15 protein-coding genes are annotated in these 16340 nt (G+C 72.3%); 11 read left to right on the top strand and 4 right to left on the bottom strand.

Annotated features, from left to right (window positions below):
- On the top strand, positions 1 to 1236 hold a 1236-nt coding region (locus ACWDEW_RS23380), incomplete at its 5' end, for a hypothetical protein (protein ID WP_450514870.1).
- 26 nt (positions 1237 to 1262) lie between these two features.
- Positions 1263 to 2135, top strand: coding sequence for a hypothetical protein (locus ACWDEW_RS23375; RefSeq protein WP_450514869.1), 873 nt, complete (start codon positions 1263 to 1265; stop codon positions 2133 to 2135).
- A 77-nt stretch (positions 2136 to 2212) separates the two neighbouring features.
- On the opposite strand, the gene ACWDEW_RS23370 is transcribed toward ACWDEW_RS23375, so the two are convergent.
- Positions 2213 to 3505, bottom strand: coding sequence for a DUF1015 family protein (locus ACWDEW_RS23370; protein ID WP_450514868.1), 1293 nt, complete (start codon positions 3503 to 3505; stop codon positions 2213 to 2215).
- Between the two features lie 72 nt (positions 3506 to 3577).
- Here ACWDEW_RS23370 and ACWDEW_RS23365 point away from each other — a divergent pair, with 72 nt between their 5' ends.
- From ACWDEW_RS23365 to ACWDEW_RS23350, 4 genes are read left to right on the top strand one after another with little or no spacing between them, the layout of a single operon-like run.
- Positions 3578 to 4606, top strand: coding sequence for an HAD hydrolase-like protein (locus ACWDEW_RS23365; protein ID WP_450514867.1), 1029 nt, complete (start codon positions 3578 to 3580; stop codon positions 4604 to 4606).
- Between the two features lie 49 nt (positions 4607 to 4655).
- Positions 4656 to 5699 (top strand): FecCD family ABC transporter permease, encoded by a 1044-nt coding sequence (locus ACWDEW_RS23360; protein ID WP_450514866.1) that lies wholly within the window; start codon positions 4656 to 4658, stop codon positions 5697 to 5699.
- A complete protein-coding gene (locus tag ACWDEW_RS23355) occupies positions 5696 to 6751 on the top strand; it encodes a FecCD family ABC transporter permease (RefSeq protein WP_450514865.1) in 1056 nt (351 codons plus the stop codon). Before ACWDEW_RS23360 ends, ACWDEW_RS23355 begins: the two co-directional genes overlap by 4 nt.
- Positions 6748 to 7638: an ABC transporter ATP-binding protein gene (locus tag ACWDEW_RS23350; RefSeq protein ID WP_450514864.1), complete on the top strand. Its 891-nt coding sequence runs from the start codon at positions 6748 to 6750 to the stop codon at positions 7636 to 7638. The genes ACWDEW_RS23355 and ACWDEW_RS23350 overlap by 4 nt, the downstream gene beginning before the upstream one ends.
- Here ACWDEW_RS23350 and ACWDEW_RS23345 read toward each other — a convergent pair.
- Entirely contained in the window at positions 7622 to 7969 is a 348-nt protein-coding gene (locus ACWDEW_RS23345) for an SCP2 sterol-binding domain-containing protein (protein WP_093625110.1), read from the bottom strand. The genes ACWDEW_RS23350 and ACWDEW_RS23345 overlap by 17 nt on opposite strands.
- A gap of 42 nt (positions 7970 to 8011) precedes the next feature.
- Between ACWDEW_RS23345 and ACWDEW_RS23340 the strand changes: the two genes are divergently transcribed.
- From ACWDEW_RS23340 to ACWDEW_RS23320, 5 genes are all read left to right on the top strand, one after another.
- Positions 8012 to 8305, top strand: a complete 294-nt coding sequence (locus ACWDEW_RS23340) for a hypothetical protein (protein ID WP_450514863.1) — start codon at positions 8012 to 8014, stop codon at positions 8303 to 8305.
- Positions 8306 to 8319: 14 nt separating this feature from the next.
- Positions 8320 to 9135, top strand: coding sequence for a TlyA family RNA methyltransferase (locus ACWDEW_RS23335; RefSeq protein WP_450514862.1), 816 nt, complete (start codon positions 8320 to 8322; stop codon positions 9133 to 9135).
- Positions 9132 to 10037 (top strand): NAD kinase, encoded by a 906-nt coding sequence (locus ACWDEW_RS23330; RefSeq protein WP_026179466.1) that lies wholly within the window; start codon positions 9132 to 9134, stop codon positions 10035 to 10037. The genes ACWDEW_RS23335 and ACWDEW_RS23330 overlap by 4 nt, the downstream gene beginning before the upstream one ends.
- A 137-nt stretch (positions 10038 to 10174) precedes the next feature.
- Entirely contained in the window at positions 10175 to 11893 is a 1719-nt protein-coding gene (gene recN / locus ACWDEW_RS23325; RefSeq protein ID WP_450514880.1) for a DNA repair protein RecN, read from the top strand.
- A gap of 227 nt (positions 11894 to 12120) precedes the next feature.
- A complete protein-coding gene (locus ACWDEW_RS23320) occupies positions 12121 to 13257 on the top strand; it encodes a glycosyltransferase family 4 protein (protein ID WP_450514861.1) in 1137 nt (378 codons plus the stop codon).
- Between the two features lie 8 nt (positions 13258 to 13265).
- Here ACWDEW_RS23320 and ACWDEW_RS23315 read toward each other — a convergent pair whose 3' ends face one another.
- Both ACWDEW_RS23315 and ACWDEW_RS23310 read right to left on the bottom strand, forming a co-directional pair.
- A complete protein-coding gene (locus tag ACWDEW_RS23315; RefSeq protein ID WP_450514860.1) occupies positions 13266 to 14912 on the bottom strand; it encodes a PucR family transcriptional regulator in 1647 nt (548 codons plus the stop codon).
- A 44-nt stretch (positions 14913 to 14956) separates the two neighbouring features.
- On the bottom strand, positions 14957 to 16339 hold the full coding sequence (locus ACWDEW_RS23310) for an FAD-binding oxidoreductase (RefSeq protein ID WP_450514859.1): 1383 nt from the start codon (positions 16337 to 16339) through the stop codon (positions 14957 to 14959).
- Position 16340 lies beyond the last annotated feature (1 nt).

Genomic DNA, 16340 nt, shown 5'->3' with positions numbered 1-16340 from the left:
ACCGTGGTGGCAGCGGTGGTGGGCGTCCCGGTGGTTTCCGCCGCGACGACAGCCGTGGTGACCGCCCCCCGTTCAGGCGTGACGACCGCAGCGACAACCGAGGCGGCGAGCGTCGCGACGACAACCGTGGCGATCGCGGTGGTTTCCGGCGTGATGACAGCCGGGGTGAGCGTCCGCCCTTCCGACGGGACGACAACCGCGGTGGCGGTGGCGGTTTCCGACGGGACGACAGTCGCGGTGAGCGTCCGCCGTTCCGTCGTGACGACCGTGACAACCGGGGCGAGCGTCCCGCGTTCCGGCGTGACGACGACCGCGGTGACCGTGGCAGCTACCCCCGTCGTGACGACCGTGGTGGCAGCGGCGGTGGCGATCGCGGTGGATACCGCGGGCGCGACGACCGTTCTGCCGGCCCGCGTCGTGATGACCGTGCTGCGGCTCCGCGCCGTGACGATCGGCCGGCCGGTCCTCGTCGTGATGACCGTGGTGGCAGCGGTGGTGGGCGTCCCGGTGGTTTCCGCCGCGACGACAGCCGCAGTGAGCGTCCCGCGTTCCGGCGTGACGACCGCAGCGACAACCGAAGTGACAACCGGGGCGGCGAGCGTCCGCCCTTCCGGCGTGATGACCGGAGGGACGACCGCCGTGACGGTGACCGTCCCGCGTTCCGGCGGGATGACGACCGCGGTGACCGCGGCAGCTACCCCCGCCGTGACGACCGTCCGTCCGGCCCGCGTCGCGATGACCGTGGAGAGCGTCCGGCCTTCCGCCGGGATGACAGCCGTGGTGAGCGTCCGCCGTTCCGTCGTGACGACCGTGACAACCGGGGCGAGCGTCCCGCGTTCCGGCGTGACGACGACCGCGGTGACCGCGGCAGCTACCCCCGCCGCGACGACCGTTCTGCCGGCCCGCGTCGCGATGACAGGCCCGCCGGTCCTCGTCGGGATGACCGTGGTGGCAGCGGTGGTGGCGAGCGCGGTGGGCGTCCCGGTGGTTTCCGCCGCGACGACAGCCGCAGTGAGCGTCCCGCGTTCCGGCGTGACGACGAGCGCGGTGACCGTGGCGGCTACCCTCGCCGCGACGACCGGCGGGACGACCGTCGGGGCGACGACAGGCGCGGCGGCGGCCGGTTCCGGGACGACCGGGAACGTGACCGCGACCGCGAGCCGATCAAGCGGCTGCCGATCCCCGAGGACGTCACGGGCGACGAGATCGACAAGGACGTACGTCAGGAGCTGCTGAGCCTGCCGAAGGGGCTGGCCGAGGACGTGTCGAAGAACCTGGTGATGGTCGCCCGGCTCATCGACGAGGACCCCGAGGGCGCCTACGCCTACTCCAAGATCGCCCTGCGGCTGGCGTCGCGTGTCGCCGCCGTACGTGAGGCGGCAGGGTTCGCCGCGTACGCGAACCAGAAGTACAGCGAGGCGCTGGCCGAGTTCCGGGCCGCGCGGCGGATGACCGGCAGCGTGGATCTGTGGCCCGTGATGGCCGACTGCGAGCGTGGGCTCGGGCGGCCGGAGAAGGCGCTGGAGATGGCCGGGGCCCCCGAGGTGCACAAGCTCGACAAGGCCGGACAGGTCGAGATGCGGCTCGTCGCGGCCGGTGCCCGGCGTGACATGGACCAGCTCGACGCGGCCATCGTCACACTCCAGAGCCCCGAGCTCGCCTCGAACACCGTGCAGCCGTGGACCGCGCGACTGCGGTACGCCTACGCCGACGCCCTGCTCGCGGCCGGCCGTGAGGACGAGGCACGGGAGTGGTTCGCCAAGGCCGTGGAGTCCGACAAGGACGGCAGCACGGACGCTTCGGACCGGCTCGCCGAGATGGACGGTGTCGAGTTCGTCGACGCGTTCGTCGAGGACGAGGAGGACGAGGACGACACCGACGTCGACACGGGTGCCGACTCCGAGGTCGACGACGAGATCGACGGCGAGGTCGACGATGAGGCCGCCCCTCAGGCGGAGGCCTCCGTAGCCGACGAGGTGGACGTCGACGACGAGGATGACGACGTCGAGGACGGGATCGAAGACGACGAGGACGACGAGGACGACGAGGACGAGGCCGTGGCCGAGCCCGCCGTCGCTGTCGAGGCCAAGGACGACAACAAGGCTGACGACGACAAGGCTGACGACAAGGACTGACGCCAACGCCCGTCAGCAGTGACGAAAAGGGCGGGACCCCGACACCGGGGTCCCGCCCTTTTCGTGTTTCCGGTGTCTCAGGGCTCCAGCGCCCGCAGCACCAGCCCCGACGCCGGCTTCGGGCCGAAGGACGTGGACTTGCGGGGCATGGTGACGCCCTGGCGGGCCAGGTCGCGTACGACCTCCTCGCGGACGGGGTGCATCAACACGGCCGTACCGCCGTCGCGTTCGGCCTTGCGGACGGTGGCGGCGGTGTCGTGGATGTAGGCGATGCGGGTCGGGTCGTCCTCAGGGATGAGCCAGACGTGGTCCAGGAGGGTGGCGTGCAGGACCGTGGCGTCCAGGGTGCGCCAGGCGGCGGGGCGGTCGGCGGGGATCGTACGGGCCAGGAGGCCGGGGTCCGGGTGGTCGACCAGGTGGAAGGCGCCGTCGCCGGCGAGGAGGAAGGCGTTGCCCGCGCAGGCCGCGTCGGCGAGGGCCTCCAGGGCTTCCGGGAGTGGCACTTCCAGGTGTTGGACGCGGAACAGGCCGTCGAGGGAGGACAGGGCGTCGGTGACCGGGACGCCGTGCAGGAGGCGGTGGATCGCGCGGACGCGGAGCGGGTAGCGGGCCGTGTCGACGAGGAGGACGAGGCCGTAGTCCCAGGGGCTGGGGGAGGGGTGCTCCGCGCGTAGACGTCGGTAGGTCGCCCAGCGGTGGTGGCCGTCGGCGATGAGGGCCTGGTGGTGGGACAGGTCCGTCTGGATGCGGGTGAGCTCGGTGGGGTCGGTGACCGCCCAGAGGCGGTGGTTGTAGCCGTCCTCCGTGGTCGTCGAGAGCAGTGGGGGCTGCTCGGCGATGCGCTCGACGATCGTCGTCGTGTCCGCCGGTGAGCCGTTGCCGCGGTAGGTCAGGAGCAGGGGTTCGAGGTTGGCGGAGGTGGCCCGCATGAGGGCCGCGCGGTCCGCGATCACGTGCGGCATGACGTCCTCGTGCGGCAGGACCACGCCCTCCGACGGGTCCGACAGGCGCAGGGCGCCGATGACGCCGCGCTGCAACAGGCCGTTGCCGTCGTGCTGTTCGTAGACGTACAGGCCGGGCTCGGGGTCGGTGGTGAGGACTCCCTCGGAGAGCCAGCGGTTCAGGGTGTCGGCGGCCTGTTCGTTGCGGGCACTGGGGGTGACGGCCTGCGGGAGGATCAGCCGGACGATGTTGTGCGGGTCGGAGTCCTGAAGGTGGTGCAGACCGTCGGGGCGGACGACGACGTCGTACGGTGGGGACGTCACGGCGGCCAGGCTGCCGACCAGGTCTGGGTCGTAGCGGAGGCCTCGGAACGGGGTGAGTTCCAGGCCTCGGCGCTCCGTTGCTTCCGAGTGACCTGCGGTGTTCATCCCGGCATCGTACGTGTGTCAGTGGCGTGCGGGATGATCGGGTGAAAGCGATCGAACGAGGAGCGATGTGGAATGAGCCAGAGCGTCAGGACGAAGCCCGAGGGCAGTGGCCGGGCCCTGAGCGAGGCGTACGACACGGCGCTGCTCGACCTCGACGGGGTGGTGTACGCGGGGGGCAACGCGATCGCCCATGCCGTCGACTCGCTCGCCACCGCCCGCGCCGGCGGGATGCGGCTCGCCTATGTCACCAACAACGCGCTGCGGACGCCCGACGCGGTGGCCGGGCATCTCACCGAGCTGGGGATACCGACCGGGGCCGATGACGTCATCACCTCCGCGCAGGCCGTCGCCCGGCTGATCAGCGAGCAGGTGCCGGCCGGTTCCCGGGTGCTGGTGATCGGCGGGGAGGGGCTGCGGGTCGCGCTGCGCGAGCGCGGACTCGAGCCCGTCGACTCGGCCGACGACGATCCGGTGGCGGTCGTGCAGGGGTACGGCGGCCCCGACCTGGTGTGGGGGCGGTTCGCGGAGGCCTGTTACGCGATCGCGCGCGGGGTGCCGTGGTTCGCGTCCAACACCGATCTGACGATCCCGAGCGCGCGCGGCATCGCGCCGGGCAACGGCGCCGCGGTGGAGGTCGTGCGGATAGCGACCGGGGCCGAGCCGCAGGTGGCGGGGAAGCCGTTGCCGCCGATGCACAAGGAGACGATCCTGCGGACGGGCGCGGAGCGGCCGTTGGTGGTGGGGGACCGGCTGGACACGGACATCGAGGGGGCGTTCAACGGGGAGGTCGACTCGCTGCTCGTCCTGACCGGTGTGACCGACGGAGCGCAGCTTCTCGCCGCGCCGCCGCAGCACCGGCCGACGTACGTCGACGCCGATCTGCGGGGCCTGCTCACCGGGCAGCCCGAGGTCAGCGAGGCGGGAGACGGCTTCCGGTGCGGGGGTTGGACCGCGACGGCGGGACGCGAGCGGCTGGAACTCGACGGTGAGGGCGAGCCCTTGGACGGACTCCGGGCGCTCTGCGCGGCGGCCTGGACGGCGGCGGGGGACGGCTCCTGTGCGCTGGACGGGGCGAAGGCGTTGGCGCGACTGGGGTTGTGAGCCCGACTCGACCGCGAGAGGCGATGCGAGGGTAGGCTAACCTAACCTCGTGTTGGTCGACAGTCCCTCAGAACAGCGCGCGGAGACCGCCCCCGCGCCCCCAACCCGCCGGGCGGTACGAGTCCTTGGGCTCTTCGTCTCCCTGGCGCTCCTGCTGCTCGTCGCCCTGGCGAGCATCGCGATCGGCGCGAAATCGCTGCCGTTGGGGGACGTGTGGCACGGCCTGTTCCATGACACGGGGACGTACGCGGACATCGTGGTCGGCGACCGCGTCTCCCGTACGGTCCTCGGGCTGCTCGCCGGTGCCGCGCTCGGCCTCTCCGGAGCCGTGCTCCAGGCGCTCACCCGCAACCCGCTCGCGGACCCCGGGCTGCTCGGCATCAACGCCGGCGCGTCGGCCGCGGTTGTCACCGCCATCACGTATTTCGGTGTCACCTCGCTGAGCGGCTATGTCTGGTTCGCCTTCGCGGGCGCGGCGGCGGTCGGCGCGCTGGTCTGGTTCCTGGGCGGGAGCCGGGGCGCCACCCCCGTGCGCCTCGCCCTCGCGGGCACCGCGATCAGCGCCGCGCTCTACGGCTATCTCCAGGCCGTCATGATCATGGACGACGCGGCGCTCTCCAAGATGCGCTTCTGGACGGTCGGTTCACTGGCCTCGGCCACCGGCTCGACCATCACCCAGGTCGCGCCGTTCCTGGCGGTCGGCACGGTCGTCTCGCTGCTGCTCGCCCGGCCGCTGAACGCGGTGGCGATGGGCGACGACACCGCCCGCGCCCTCGGCGCGAACCTCAACCGGACCAGGGCGCTCGCCATGCTCTCCGCGACCGTGCTGTGCGGGGCCGCGACTGCCGCCTGCGGGCCGATCGTGTTCGTCGGCCTGATGGTGCCGCACGTGGTGCGCTCCTTCACCGGCCCCGACCTGCGCTGGATCCTGCCGTACGCCACGATCCTGTCGCCCGTGCTGCTGCTCGGCGCCGACGTCGTCGGCCGGCTGATCGCGCGGCCCGCGGAACTCCAGGTCGGCATCGTCACCGCGGTCATCGGCGGCCCGGTCTTCATCTACCTCGTACGACGGCGGAGGACGGCCCAGCTGTGAAGGCCACACCCACTCAAGCGCTCCGAACGAAGGCCGTGCGTACCGGCGGCCTCTCCCTCCGCCTCGACCTCCGCGCCGTCACCGTCGTCGTCCTGCTCCTGGTCTGCGCGCTCGCCGCGAGTGTCGTGCTGATCGGGACCGGCGACTTCCCGATCCCGGCCGGTGACGTCCTCAGGACGCTGTTCGGGGGCGGAGACGCGGGCCAGGAGTTCATCGTCAACCAGCTGCGGCTGCCCCGGGTCCTCGTCGGGCTGCTGGTCGGCGCCTCGCTCGGGCTCGGCGGCGCGCTGTTCCAGTCCATCTCCCGCAATCCACTGGGCAGTCCGGACGTGCTGGGCCTCTCGCAGGGCTCGACGGCAGGGGCGCTCGTCATGATCGTGCTGTTCTCCGGCAGCGCCACCGCCGTCACCCTCGGCGCGCTCGTCGGCGGTCTGGTCACCGGGCTCGCGATCTATCTGCTCGCCTGGAAGCAGGGGGTGCACGGGTACCGCCTGGTCCTGGTCGGCATCGGCGTCTCCGCCGTCGTCACCGCGGTCAACGGCTATCTGCTCACCAAGGCCGACCTCGTCGACGCGGCCCGGGCGGTCGTGTGGATGACCGGTTCCCTCAACGGCCGTGACTGGGCCCAAGTCTGGCCGCTGCTCGGCCTGTGCGCCGTACTGCTTCCGCTCGTCCTCGCCAACGCGCGCGGGCTGCGGATGATGGAGATGGGCGACGACGTGTCGTACGCCCTCGGAGTGCGGGTCGAGCGCGTACGGCTGCTGCTGATGGTGGCCGCCGTGCTGCTCACCGCCGCCGCGACGGCCGCCGCGGGACCCGTCGGCTTCGTCGCCCTCACGGCGCCGCAGCTGGCCCGTCGGCTGACCCGCTCGCCGGGTCCGAACCTGGTGCCCTCGCTGTGCATGGGCGCCACCCTGCTGGTCACCGCCGACTGGGCCTCCCAACGGGCCTTCGGCGCCGACCAGTTGCCCGTGGGCGTGGTCACCGGAGTGCTCGGCGGGGTCTACCTGCTGTGGCTCCTGGTCACCGAGCGCAGGGCGGGCCGGATATGAGCAACCAGAGCAACCAGCGCGGCCTCAGCAGCGGGCTGAACAATCGAAGGAGCACCGTGAACCGCCTGTCCGCCGAGAACGTCACCCTCGCCTACGACCAGCGCGTCATCGCACGCGAGCTGTCGGTGGAGATACCCGACAACTCCTTCACGGTGATCGTCGGCCCGAACGCGTGCGGCAAGTCCACGCTGCTGCGGGCCCTTTCGCGAATGCTGAAGCCGAGCGAGGGCCGGGTGCTGCTCGACGGGCAGGTCATCCAGTCGATGCCCGCGAAGAAGGTCGCACGGACGCTCGGCCTGCTCCCTCAGACGTCCATCGCCCCCGACGGGATCACCGTCGGCGACCTCGTGGGCCGCGGCCGGTACCCGCACCAGGGCATCCTGCGCCAGTGGTCCCAGGAGGACGAGCGGGTCGTACAGGAGTCGATGGCGCAGACCGGGGTCGCCGAACTCGCCGACCGCTATGTCGACGAACTCTCCGGCGGGCAGCGGCAACGCGTGTGGATCGCCATGGCGCTCGCCCAGCAGACGCCCCTGCTGCTGCTCGACGAGCCGACCACCTACCTGGACATCCAGCACCAGATCGACGTCCTCGACCTCTGCGCCGAACTGCACGAGGAGCAGGGCCGCACGCTGGTCGCGGTGCTGCACGACCTCAACCACGCGGCCCGGTACGCCACGCACCTCATCGCGCTGCGGGAGGGCGCGGTGATCGCGGAGGGGGCACCGAGCGACATCGTCACGGCGGAACTGGTCGAGGAGGTCTTCGGGCTGCGCTGCCAGGTCATCGACGACCCGGAGACGGGGACGCCGCTCGTGGTGCCGGCGGCGCGCAAGGCACACGCGCGGGCCGACCGCCCAAAAGTGGCCGCTACAGAAGCTTCCTGAGGCGGAACAGGTCGAACACGTTGGCCTCCAGCTTCACCCGGCCCGAGCCCCAGGCCTTCGCGAAGTTCAGGCCGCCGTTGACCATGGCCACCAGGTCGTCGCCGGCCATGGTCAGCCTGATCTGGGCCTTCTCCGGCGGAAGGCCCTCCACGGTCTCGTCCACCACGATCCGGCCGCCGGTCAGCCGCCCGACGAAGGTGACGTCGAGATCGGTGATCCGGCAGCTGACCGAACGGTCCATGGCCGCGGCGGCGCGGACATTGCCGTCGGCCTGCTGCATGTTGTCCGAGAGCTTTTCGAGTGCGGCGCGGCACTCCTGGATCGTTGCCATCGTGATCGACGGTACCCCAGGCCTTCGGGGTAGCGTCTGGGCATGAGCGACTCAGTTCCCGAGGCCGAGGCCGGGACCCCGGCCGAGGCCGTACCGGAGGCGGAGCCCACGTACGACCCCGCCGCCCCCGCCCCGCTGAACGTGGACCGCACCCCGAGCGGCAACGCCGACGTCGACGCCCAGCTCGGGCGCCTCGCCGACACCGACCACCTCGCCACGGACGGCCACGTCGAGGTGTACGAGGATGTACACCGGGGGCTGCGCGACGCGCTCACCGCGCTCGACGCCCGCCCGGGACCTCCGGCGCCCCCATCGACGTATGGCAATAGGCAATAGGAGCTGAACGGAACGTGGCAGGAGTGGCACGCCGCCGTCTCGACGCCGAGCTGGTGCGGCGCAAGCTCGCGCGCTCGCGGGAGCACGCGAGCCAGCTGATCGCCGCAGGGCGGGTCACCGTCGGCAGGACCGTCGCGACCAAGCCCGCCACCCAGGTGGAGACGGCGGCGGCCATCGTCGTCGTGGCGGACGACGACGACCCCGACTACGTGTCGCGGGGCGGCCACAAGCTCGCGGGCGCGCTGGAGGTCTTCGTACCGCAGGGGCTCGTGGTCGGGGGGCGGCGGGCGCTGGACGCCGGCGCGTCCACCGGAGGCTTCACCGATGTGCTGCTGCGGGCGGGTGCCGCGCAGGTCGTGGCGGTCGATGTCGGGTACGGGCAACTCGCGTGGTCTCTGCAGAGCGATGAACGCGTCACCGTCAAGGACCGTACGAACGTACGCGAGTTGACGCTTGAAGCGATCGATGGGGAGCCTGTGGATCTTGTCGTGGGGGATCTGTCCTTCATCCCGCTCGGGCTGGTGCTGCCCGCCCTGGTGCGGTGCACGAAGCCGGACGCGGACCTGGTGATGATGGTCAAGCCGCAGTTCGAGGTGGGGAAGGAACGGCTGGGGAGCGGCGGTGTGGTCCGCAGTCCGGAACTGCGGGCCGAGGCCGTGCGCGGAGTCGCCCGGCGGGCGGCCGAGTCGGGACTCGGGGTGCAGGGTGTGACCGCCAGCCCGCTGCCCGGGCCGTCCGGGAATGTCGAGTACTTTCTGTGGCTGCGGGCCGGCGCACCCGAACTGGACCCGGCCGATGTTGACCGTGCAGTGGCGGAGGGGCCGCGTTGACACAGAACCGAGCTCGTACTGTTTTCCTCCTCGCGCACACGGGTCGCCCCGCGGCGATCCGGAGTGCCGAACTGGTGGTCAAGGGGCTCCTGCAGTCCGGCATCGGAGTGCGCGTCCTGGAGTACGAGGCACGCGACCTGCCGCTCCCGGACGAGGTGGAGACGGTCACCGAGGCCACCCCGCAGTGCCTTGAGGGCTGCGAACTGCTCATCGTCCTCGGCGGCGACGGCACCCTGCTGCGCGGCGCGGAGTTCGCGCGGGCGTCCGGGGTGCCGATGCTCGGCGTCAACCTCGGCAGCGTGGGGTTCCTCGCGGAGGCCGAGCGGGACGATCTCGACAAGGTCGTGGACCGGGTGGTCACCCGTGCCTACGAGGTCGAGGAGCGGATGACCGTCGATGTCGTCGTGCACAAGAACGGCAACATCGTGCACACGGACTGGGCGCTGAACGAGGCGGCGGTGCAGAAGGCCGGCGCCGAGAAACTGCTGGAAGTCGTGCTGGAGATCGACGGGCGCCCGGTGACTGGGTTCGGGTGTGATGGGATCGTTTGTGCGACGCCCACCGGGTCCACGGCGTACGCGTTCTCCGCGGGTGGGCCTGTGGTGTGGCCCGAGGTGGAGGCGTTGCTGATGGTGCCCATCAGTGCGCATGCGCTGTTCGCGAAGCCGTTGGTGACCTCGCCGGATTCCGTGTTGGCGGTGGAGGTGTTGCCGCACATTCCTCCGGGGGTGTTGTGGTGTGACGGGCGGCGGACGGTCGAGTTGCCTGCTGGGGCTCGGGTTGAGGTGCGGCGGGGGGCTGTGCCTGTGCGGCTGGCTCGGCTGCATCACGCGTCGTTCACCGATCGGCTTGTCGCCAAGTTCGCTCTGCCTGTTTCGGGGTGGCGGGGGGCTCCTCACTAGCTGCGGCTGAGTGGGGGCTGAGCGCACGGTTCCCCGCGCCCCAAGAAACAAAAACAGGTGGGGACACTCCCCCGGGTGACAGGGTGCCTCGCGCTTCTCCCGCCCTACCTCGTAAGGTCTTCACCGTGCTGGAAGAGATGCGGATACGGTCGCTCGGAGTCATCGACGACGCTGTCGTCGAGCTGTCGCCGGGGTTCACCGCTGTCACGGGTGAGACGGGTGCGGGCAAGACCATGGTCGTCACCAGTCTCGGGTTGTTGCTCGGGGGCCGGGCGGACCCGGCGCTGGTGCGGATCGGGGCGAAGAACGCGGTCGTGGAGGGGCGGATCTCCGTCCCTCCGGGCGGCGCGGCCGTGCTGCGCGCCGAGGAGGCCGGGGCCGAGCTGGAGGACGGGACGCTGCTCATCAGCCGTACCGTTTCCGCCGAAGGGCGGTCCCGGGCACATCTGGGCGGGCGTTCCGTGCCGGTGGGGGTGCTCGCGGAGCTGGCCGACGAGCTGGTCGCCGTGCACGGGCAGACCGACCAGCAGGGGCTGTTGAAGCAGTCCCGGCAGCGGCAGGCGCTCGACCGGTACGCCGGGGACGCCGTCACCGGGCCGCTGGCCAAGTATGCGGAGGCGTACCGGCGGCTGCGGGCCGTCGCCGTAGAGCTGGACGAGATCACCACACGCGCGCGGGAGCGGGCCCAGGAAGCCGACATGCTGCGCTACGGCCTCGACGAGATCGCGGGCGTGGAACCGCGTGCCGGTGAGGACGTGGAACTGGCCGCCGAGGCCGAGCGGCTCGGGCACGCGGAGGCGCTGGCGTCCGCCGCGACGGTCGCGCACGCCGCGCTCGCCGGCAACCCCGAGGACCCCGAGGGCATCGACGCGGCGACCCTCGTCGCCGGTGCGCAGCGGGCTCTGGAGGCCGTCCGGTCGCACGACTCGGCGCTGGCCTCCCTGACCGACCGGATCGGTGAGATCGGCATCCTGCTGGGCGACGTGGCGGGGGAGCTGGCGGGCTACGCCGACGACCTGGACGCCGATCCGCTGCGGCTGGCCGCCGTGGAGGAGCGGCGGGCCGCTCTCAACGCGCTCACCCGGAAGTACGGCCAGGACATCGCGGCCGTGCTCGCGTACGCCGAGCAGGGGGCCGCGCGGCTCACCGAACTCGACGGCGACGACGAGCGGATCGACGAGCTGACCGCCGAGCGGGACGCGCTGCGGGGTGAACTGGGCGGCCTGGCACAGGCGTTGACCGACGCCCGGACGGAGGCCGCCGAGCGGTTCGCCGCGGCCGTCACCGCCGAACTCGCCTCCCTCGCGATGCCGCACGCGCGCGTGTCGTTCGAGATCCGGCAGACCGAGGACCCGGAGGGCGTCGAGGTCGGGGGGCGCGCGGTCGCCTACGGCCCGTCGGGCGTCGACGAGGTCGAGCTGCTGCTCGCCCCGCATCCCGGCGCTCCGCCGCGGCCCATCGCCAAGGGCGCGTCCGGCGGTGAGCTCTCGCGCGTGATGCTGGCCGTCGAGGTCGTGTTCGCGGGGACCGATCCCGTGCCGACGTATCTCTTCGACGAGGTCGACGCCGGTGTCGGCGGCAAGGCGGCGGTCGAGATCGGGCGGCGGCTCGCGAAGCTCGCGAAGACCGCGCAGGTCGTGGTCGTCACGCACCTGCCCCAGGTCGCCGCCTTCGCCGACCGGCAGCTGCTGGTCGAGAAGACCAACGACGGGTCCGTGACCCGCTCGGGCGTGAAGGTCCTCGAAGGCGAGGAACGGGTACGGGAGTTGTCCCGGATGCTGGCCGGTCAGGAGGACTCGGAGACGGCCCGGGCCCACGCGGAGGAGCTGCTGGCGACGGCTAGGGCGGACGGCTAGGGCGGGCTCGTCGTTCAGGAGGCGCGCGCTCCTCACTCGTACGGGTGACATCCCCGCCCGTGTTGCCCTCCCGTACGGCCTCCGGGCTTTTTCGCGTTGCCGGAACACCCGTACGTACTGGCATCCTTGAGTTGGAACGCGTAGGAAGCGTGCGGTACACCCCCACCGCGCGATCCTTCTGTACTTTCTTCGTGACCGCCCGTCGCCGAACCAGGAGCCCCGGCCACGTGACCCCCGTGAGCAGCCACTCACCGCACGGCCAGTCGCCGCTGCGCACCGTGCAGGTGCTCGGCGGGGGCAACGCCGCCAGCAGCGCGCATGTGCGCTCCCTGGCCTCCGGGCTCGTCGCGCGGGGCGTGCGGGTCACGGTGTGCGCCCCTGTCGAGGCGGATCACACCTACGACTTCACGGGCGCCGGCGCCGAACACGTGCACGTCCCGCGCAGCAGCGACCCGTCCTCCGTGGCCGCGCTGCGGGCGGCCTGCGCCGACGCCGACCTCGTACACGCGCACGGACTGCACGCCTCCTTCCGCGCCGTCCTCGCGCTCAGCGGACGTCGGACGCCCCTCGTGGTCACCTGGCACGACCGCGCGCATGTCGAGGGAGCGCGCGCCCATCTGCTGCGGCTGCTGGAGCGGCGGGTCGTCAAGGCCGCCGTCGTGGTGCTCGGAGCCACGTCCGACCTCGTCGACCGGGCGCGCCGGACCGGTGCCCGGGACGCGCGGCTCGCCGCCGTCGCGCTGCCGGGGCCGCGCAAGGCCGTCGAGTACGAGGATCCCGACCGGCTGCGCCCCAAGCTCCGCGCCGAACTCGGCGCCACCGACCGCCCGTTGCTCGTCGCCGTCGGCTCGCTCGACCGGCAGCGCGGCTACGACACCCTCCTGGACGCCTCGCGCGGCTGGTGCCGCCTCGATCCGACCCCGCTGCTCGTGATCGCGGGGGAGGGGCCGCTGCGGGCCGAGTTGCAGCGCCGGATCGAGGACGAGGAGCTGCCGGTCCGACTGGTCGGCAGCCGCGACGACGTGGGTGAACTGCTCGCCGCGGCCGACCTCGCGCTCCTGCCCAGCAGTTGGGAGTCCCGCTCGGTGATCGCCCAGGAGGCCCTCCACGCCCGCGTCCCGCTCGTCGCCACCGCCGTCGGCGGCATCCCCGAACTCGTCGGCGACGCCGCCGAACTCGTGCCCTACGGCGACGCGAAGGCCCTCTCCGACGCGGTCATCCGGCTGCTGCGCGACCCCGAACGCCGGGAACTGCTCCGGGAGAAGGGCGTCCGACAGGCGGCCACCTGGCCCACCGAGGACGAGACGGTCGCCCAAGTGCTCAGCGTCTACGACGAGTTGACCCAGCCTCTGCCACTCACCTGAGAAGGGCTCTACGGCACGAGCCTGCGGGCGCGCAGCGCGAGGCTCAACGCCAGTACCGTCTGGGGGTCTTCGAGGTCCGTGCCCAGCAACTCCCCGATGCGGGCGAGCCTGTTGTAGAGGGTCTGCCGGTTGAGGTGCAGTTCGCGGGCCGTCTCCGCCTTGCGGCCCGCGTGCGCCAAGTACGTTTCCAGGGTGGGGAGCAGGGGCGGCTTGGAGCGGCTGTCGTGGTCGCGGAGCGGGCCGATCGCGCGGTCCACGAAGGCCGCCAGGTCGGGGTGGTCGCGCAGTCGCCACAGCAGCAGCTCGATGTCCAGGCGCCGGGCGTCGTACCAGGGGCGGTCCGACAGACCCTGTGCCGCCGTCGCCGTCTCGGCCGCGTGCCGCAGCCCCGCCGACGCCGCCGTCCAGCCGCCGGCCACCCCGACGACCACGATCGGCGGCTGTGCGCCCGGGCGTTGCATCCCGGCCCGCTCCACGCCCGCCCGCAGCGCCGCCGCGACCCGGTCCGCGACGGCCGAGCGTTCCGACTCCGAGCGCAGGCCCAGGAGCAGTGGGACCCGGCCCTCCACCGGTCGTACGCCCAGCAGGACCGGGACGCCCACCGAGGCCAGCTCCTCGGCGACCGCGCGGGCCAGGACCGCCCAGCCGCCGCCGGGTGCGGCCAGCGCGTCGCCCAGCCGCATCACCACGGGCAGCAGCGGGCTGGTGCCGGGCTTGAAGCCCAGTACGCGGGCCTGGGCCGGGGCGTCCTCGGCGGCGATGCGGCCCTCGGCGAGGTCGGTGAGGAAGTCGCCGCGTCCGCGGGCCGCCAGTTCCTCCTCCTGGCGGGCCTGCATCAGGACCACGGCGAGGATGCCCGCGGCCCGTTCGGCGGCGATGCGGTGCACGGGGGCGAGGGGAGCACGCACCGGGAGGAGGACGATCCGCGCCCGCACCGAACCCGTACCGGGGCCGCCTCCGGGCACGTCCACCAGCACCGAACCGGCGGGCGGCGAGCCGTCCTTGTGCTGGCCACGCAGCCCCTCCCACACCTGGAGCGGGTCGGCGCCCTCGGGCCCGGACCCGGCGGCGTAGAGGAGTTGGCCGTCCGGGGTCTCCAGGAAGACCGGGTTGCCGCTGAAGTCGGCCAGGATGCCCAGGACTTGGGGGATTCCGCCGCCGCCCAGCAGGGCCTGCGTGCAGCGGCGGTGGACCTCCTCGGCCTGCTGGAGGAGCGCGTAGTGACCGTTGACGATCTCGGTGTGGATCTCCTCGGTGACCGCCACGAACGGCACCTCGCGGTGCAACTGGACGAGGGGGAGACCGGTCGCGCGGGCCGTCTCGACGAGGGTGGCGGGGAGACGGGTGAACCTCGGGCCGAGCTCGACGACCAGGGCCGCGATGCCCCGCTCGGCCAGTGTGCGGACGAAGGCGCGCTGCTCCGCCGGGCGCGTGCCGAGGCCGTAGCCCGTGGTCAGGAGCAGTTCGCCGCCCTTGAGGAGGGAGGCGATGTTCGGGACCTCGCCCGCGTGCACCCACCGCACGGTCCGCTGCAGCCGGTCGGCGCCCGCCAGGATCTCCGGCAGCCCGCTGCGCAGCCCGGGCAGCTCCAGCGCCCGCTGAACGGTGATCCCGGCGCCCTGGCTGTCGAATGTGCTGTCCGTACGGCTGTCCATGCAGCGGACGCTACCTGCGTGGATGCCCTGTGCACATCTCGGGCTCAGGCAGGCGCGATGTTGTGGTTGAAGCGGAAGACGTTGTCGGGGTCGTGCTCCCGCTTCACGGCCGCCAGCCGCCGGGTGTTCGCGGCGCCCAGACCCGCCGTCACGCGGTCCGTGCCCTCGTCGCCCATGAAGTTGAGGTAGGCCGCGCCGGTGCTCCAGGGCTGGACCCGGGCGCGGACCTCCTTGACCCACGCGATGCAGCGTTCGTCGTCCGCCGGGTCCTCCCACATGCCGAAGGGGTGTACGGCCCAGGGAGCGCTCCGGAACGGCAGCGGGTACTCGGCGGGCCCGGACGCGATCGCGCCGCCCTGCGGGAACAGCACGTGCTGGGTGCCCGTGGGGACCGGCAGGCTCTCGCCGAGGGAGCAGAAGACGTCCATGAACTCGTCGGGCGCGCCCGTCAGATACTCGGCCGACCAGTAGTTCCGCATACCCGGCGGATCGTCGAACATCGTCTGGAACACGGCGTAGGGCAGGGCGGTGACGATCTCGATCTCGTGCGGCAGGGCCAGCAGCGGCTGGGCGAGCTTGCGCATGTCCTCCTCGGCACCGACGTAGGCGATCAGCGCACCGCACAGCCGCTTGCCGACCAGGTGCTCGGGCACGAACTCCTCGGGCGGGGCGGTCAGGTAGATGACTCCGCCGCTCGCCTCCTGCGGGCCGGACTCGATGATCTCGCGGTAGGTGCGCACGACGTCGGGGCCGTGCTCGGGCTCGTACATCACCATGGCGACGGAGAATTCGGGCAGTTCGTGCAGTCGCAGGGTGAGCGCGGTGGCGATGCCGAAGTTCCCGCCGCCGCCGTGCAGGGCCCAGAAGAGTTCCGGGTTCTCCTCGGCGCTCGCGTGCACCACGCTCGCGTCGGCCGTCACCAGGTCGACGCCGAGCAGGTTGTCGACGGCCAGGCCGAAGGAGCGGTCCAGCCAGCCGGTGCCGCCGCCGAGGACGAAGCCGCCGACGCCGGTCGTGGAGACCCGGCCGCCGGTGGTGGCGAGACCGTGTTCCTGGGTCGCGCCGTCCAGTTCGCTCATGGTGGCCCCGCCGGCGATCCGTACCGCCCGGGCCGCGGGATGGACCGTCACCTCGCGCATATGGCGCAGGTCCACGACGAGCGCCCCGTCGCCCAGTGCCATGCCCGCGACGCTGTGCCCGCCGCCGCGCACCGCGATCGGCAGGTCCAGCTCGCGCCCGAAGCGCACGGCCCGTACGACATCGGCCTCGTCCACGCACTGGGCGATCACGGCCGGTCGCCGGTCGATCATCGCGTTGTAGACGACACGGGCGTCGTCGTAACCCTGATCCCCCGGGGCGAACACGTCGCCGACCAGATCCTCGCGCAACGCGGTGAGGGCCGCGCTCGCCGTCGAGAGGGAAGCCATG

The sequence above is a fragment of the Streptomyces sp. NPDC001100 genome (genome assembly GCF_053598575.1).
This window is presented reverse-complemented; position numbering and strand designations above follow the sequence as displayed.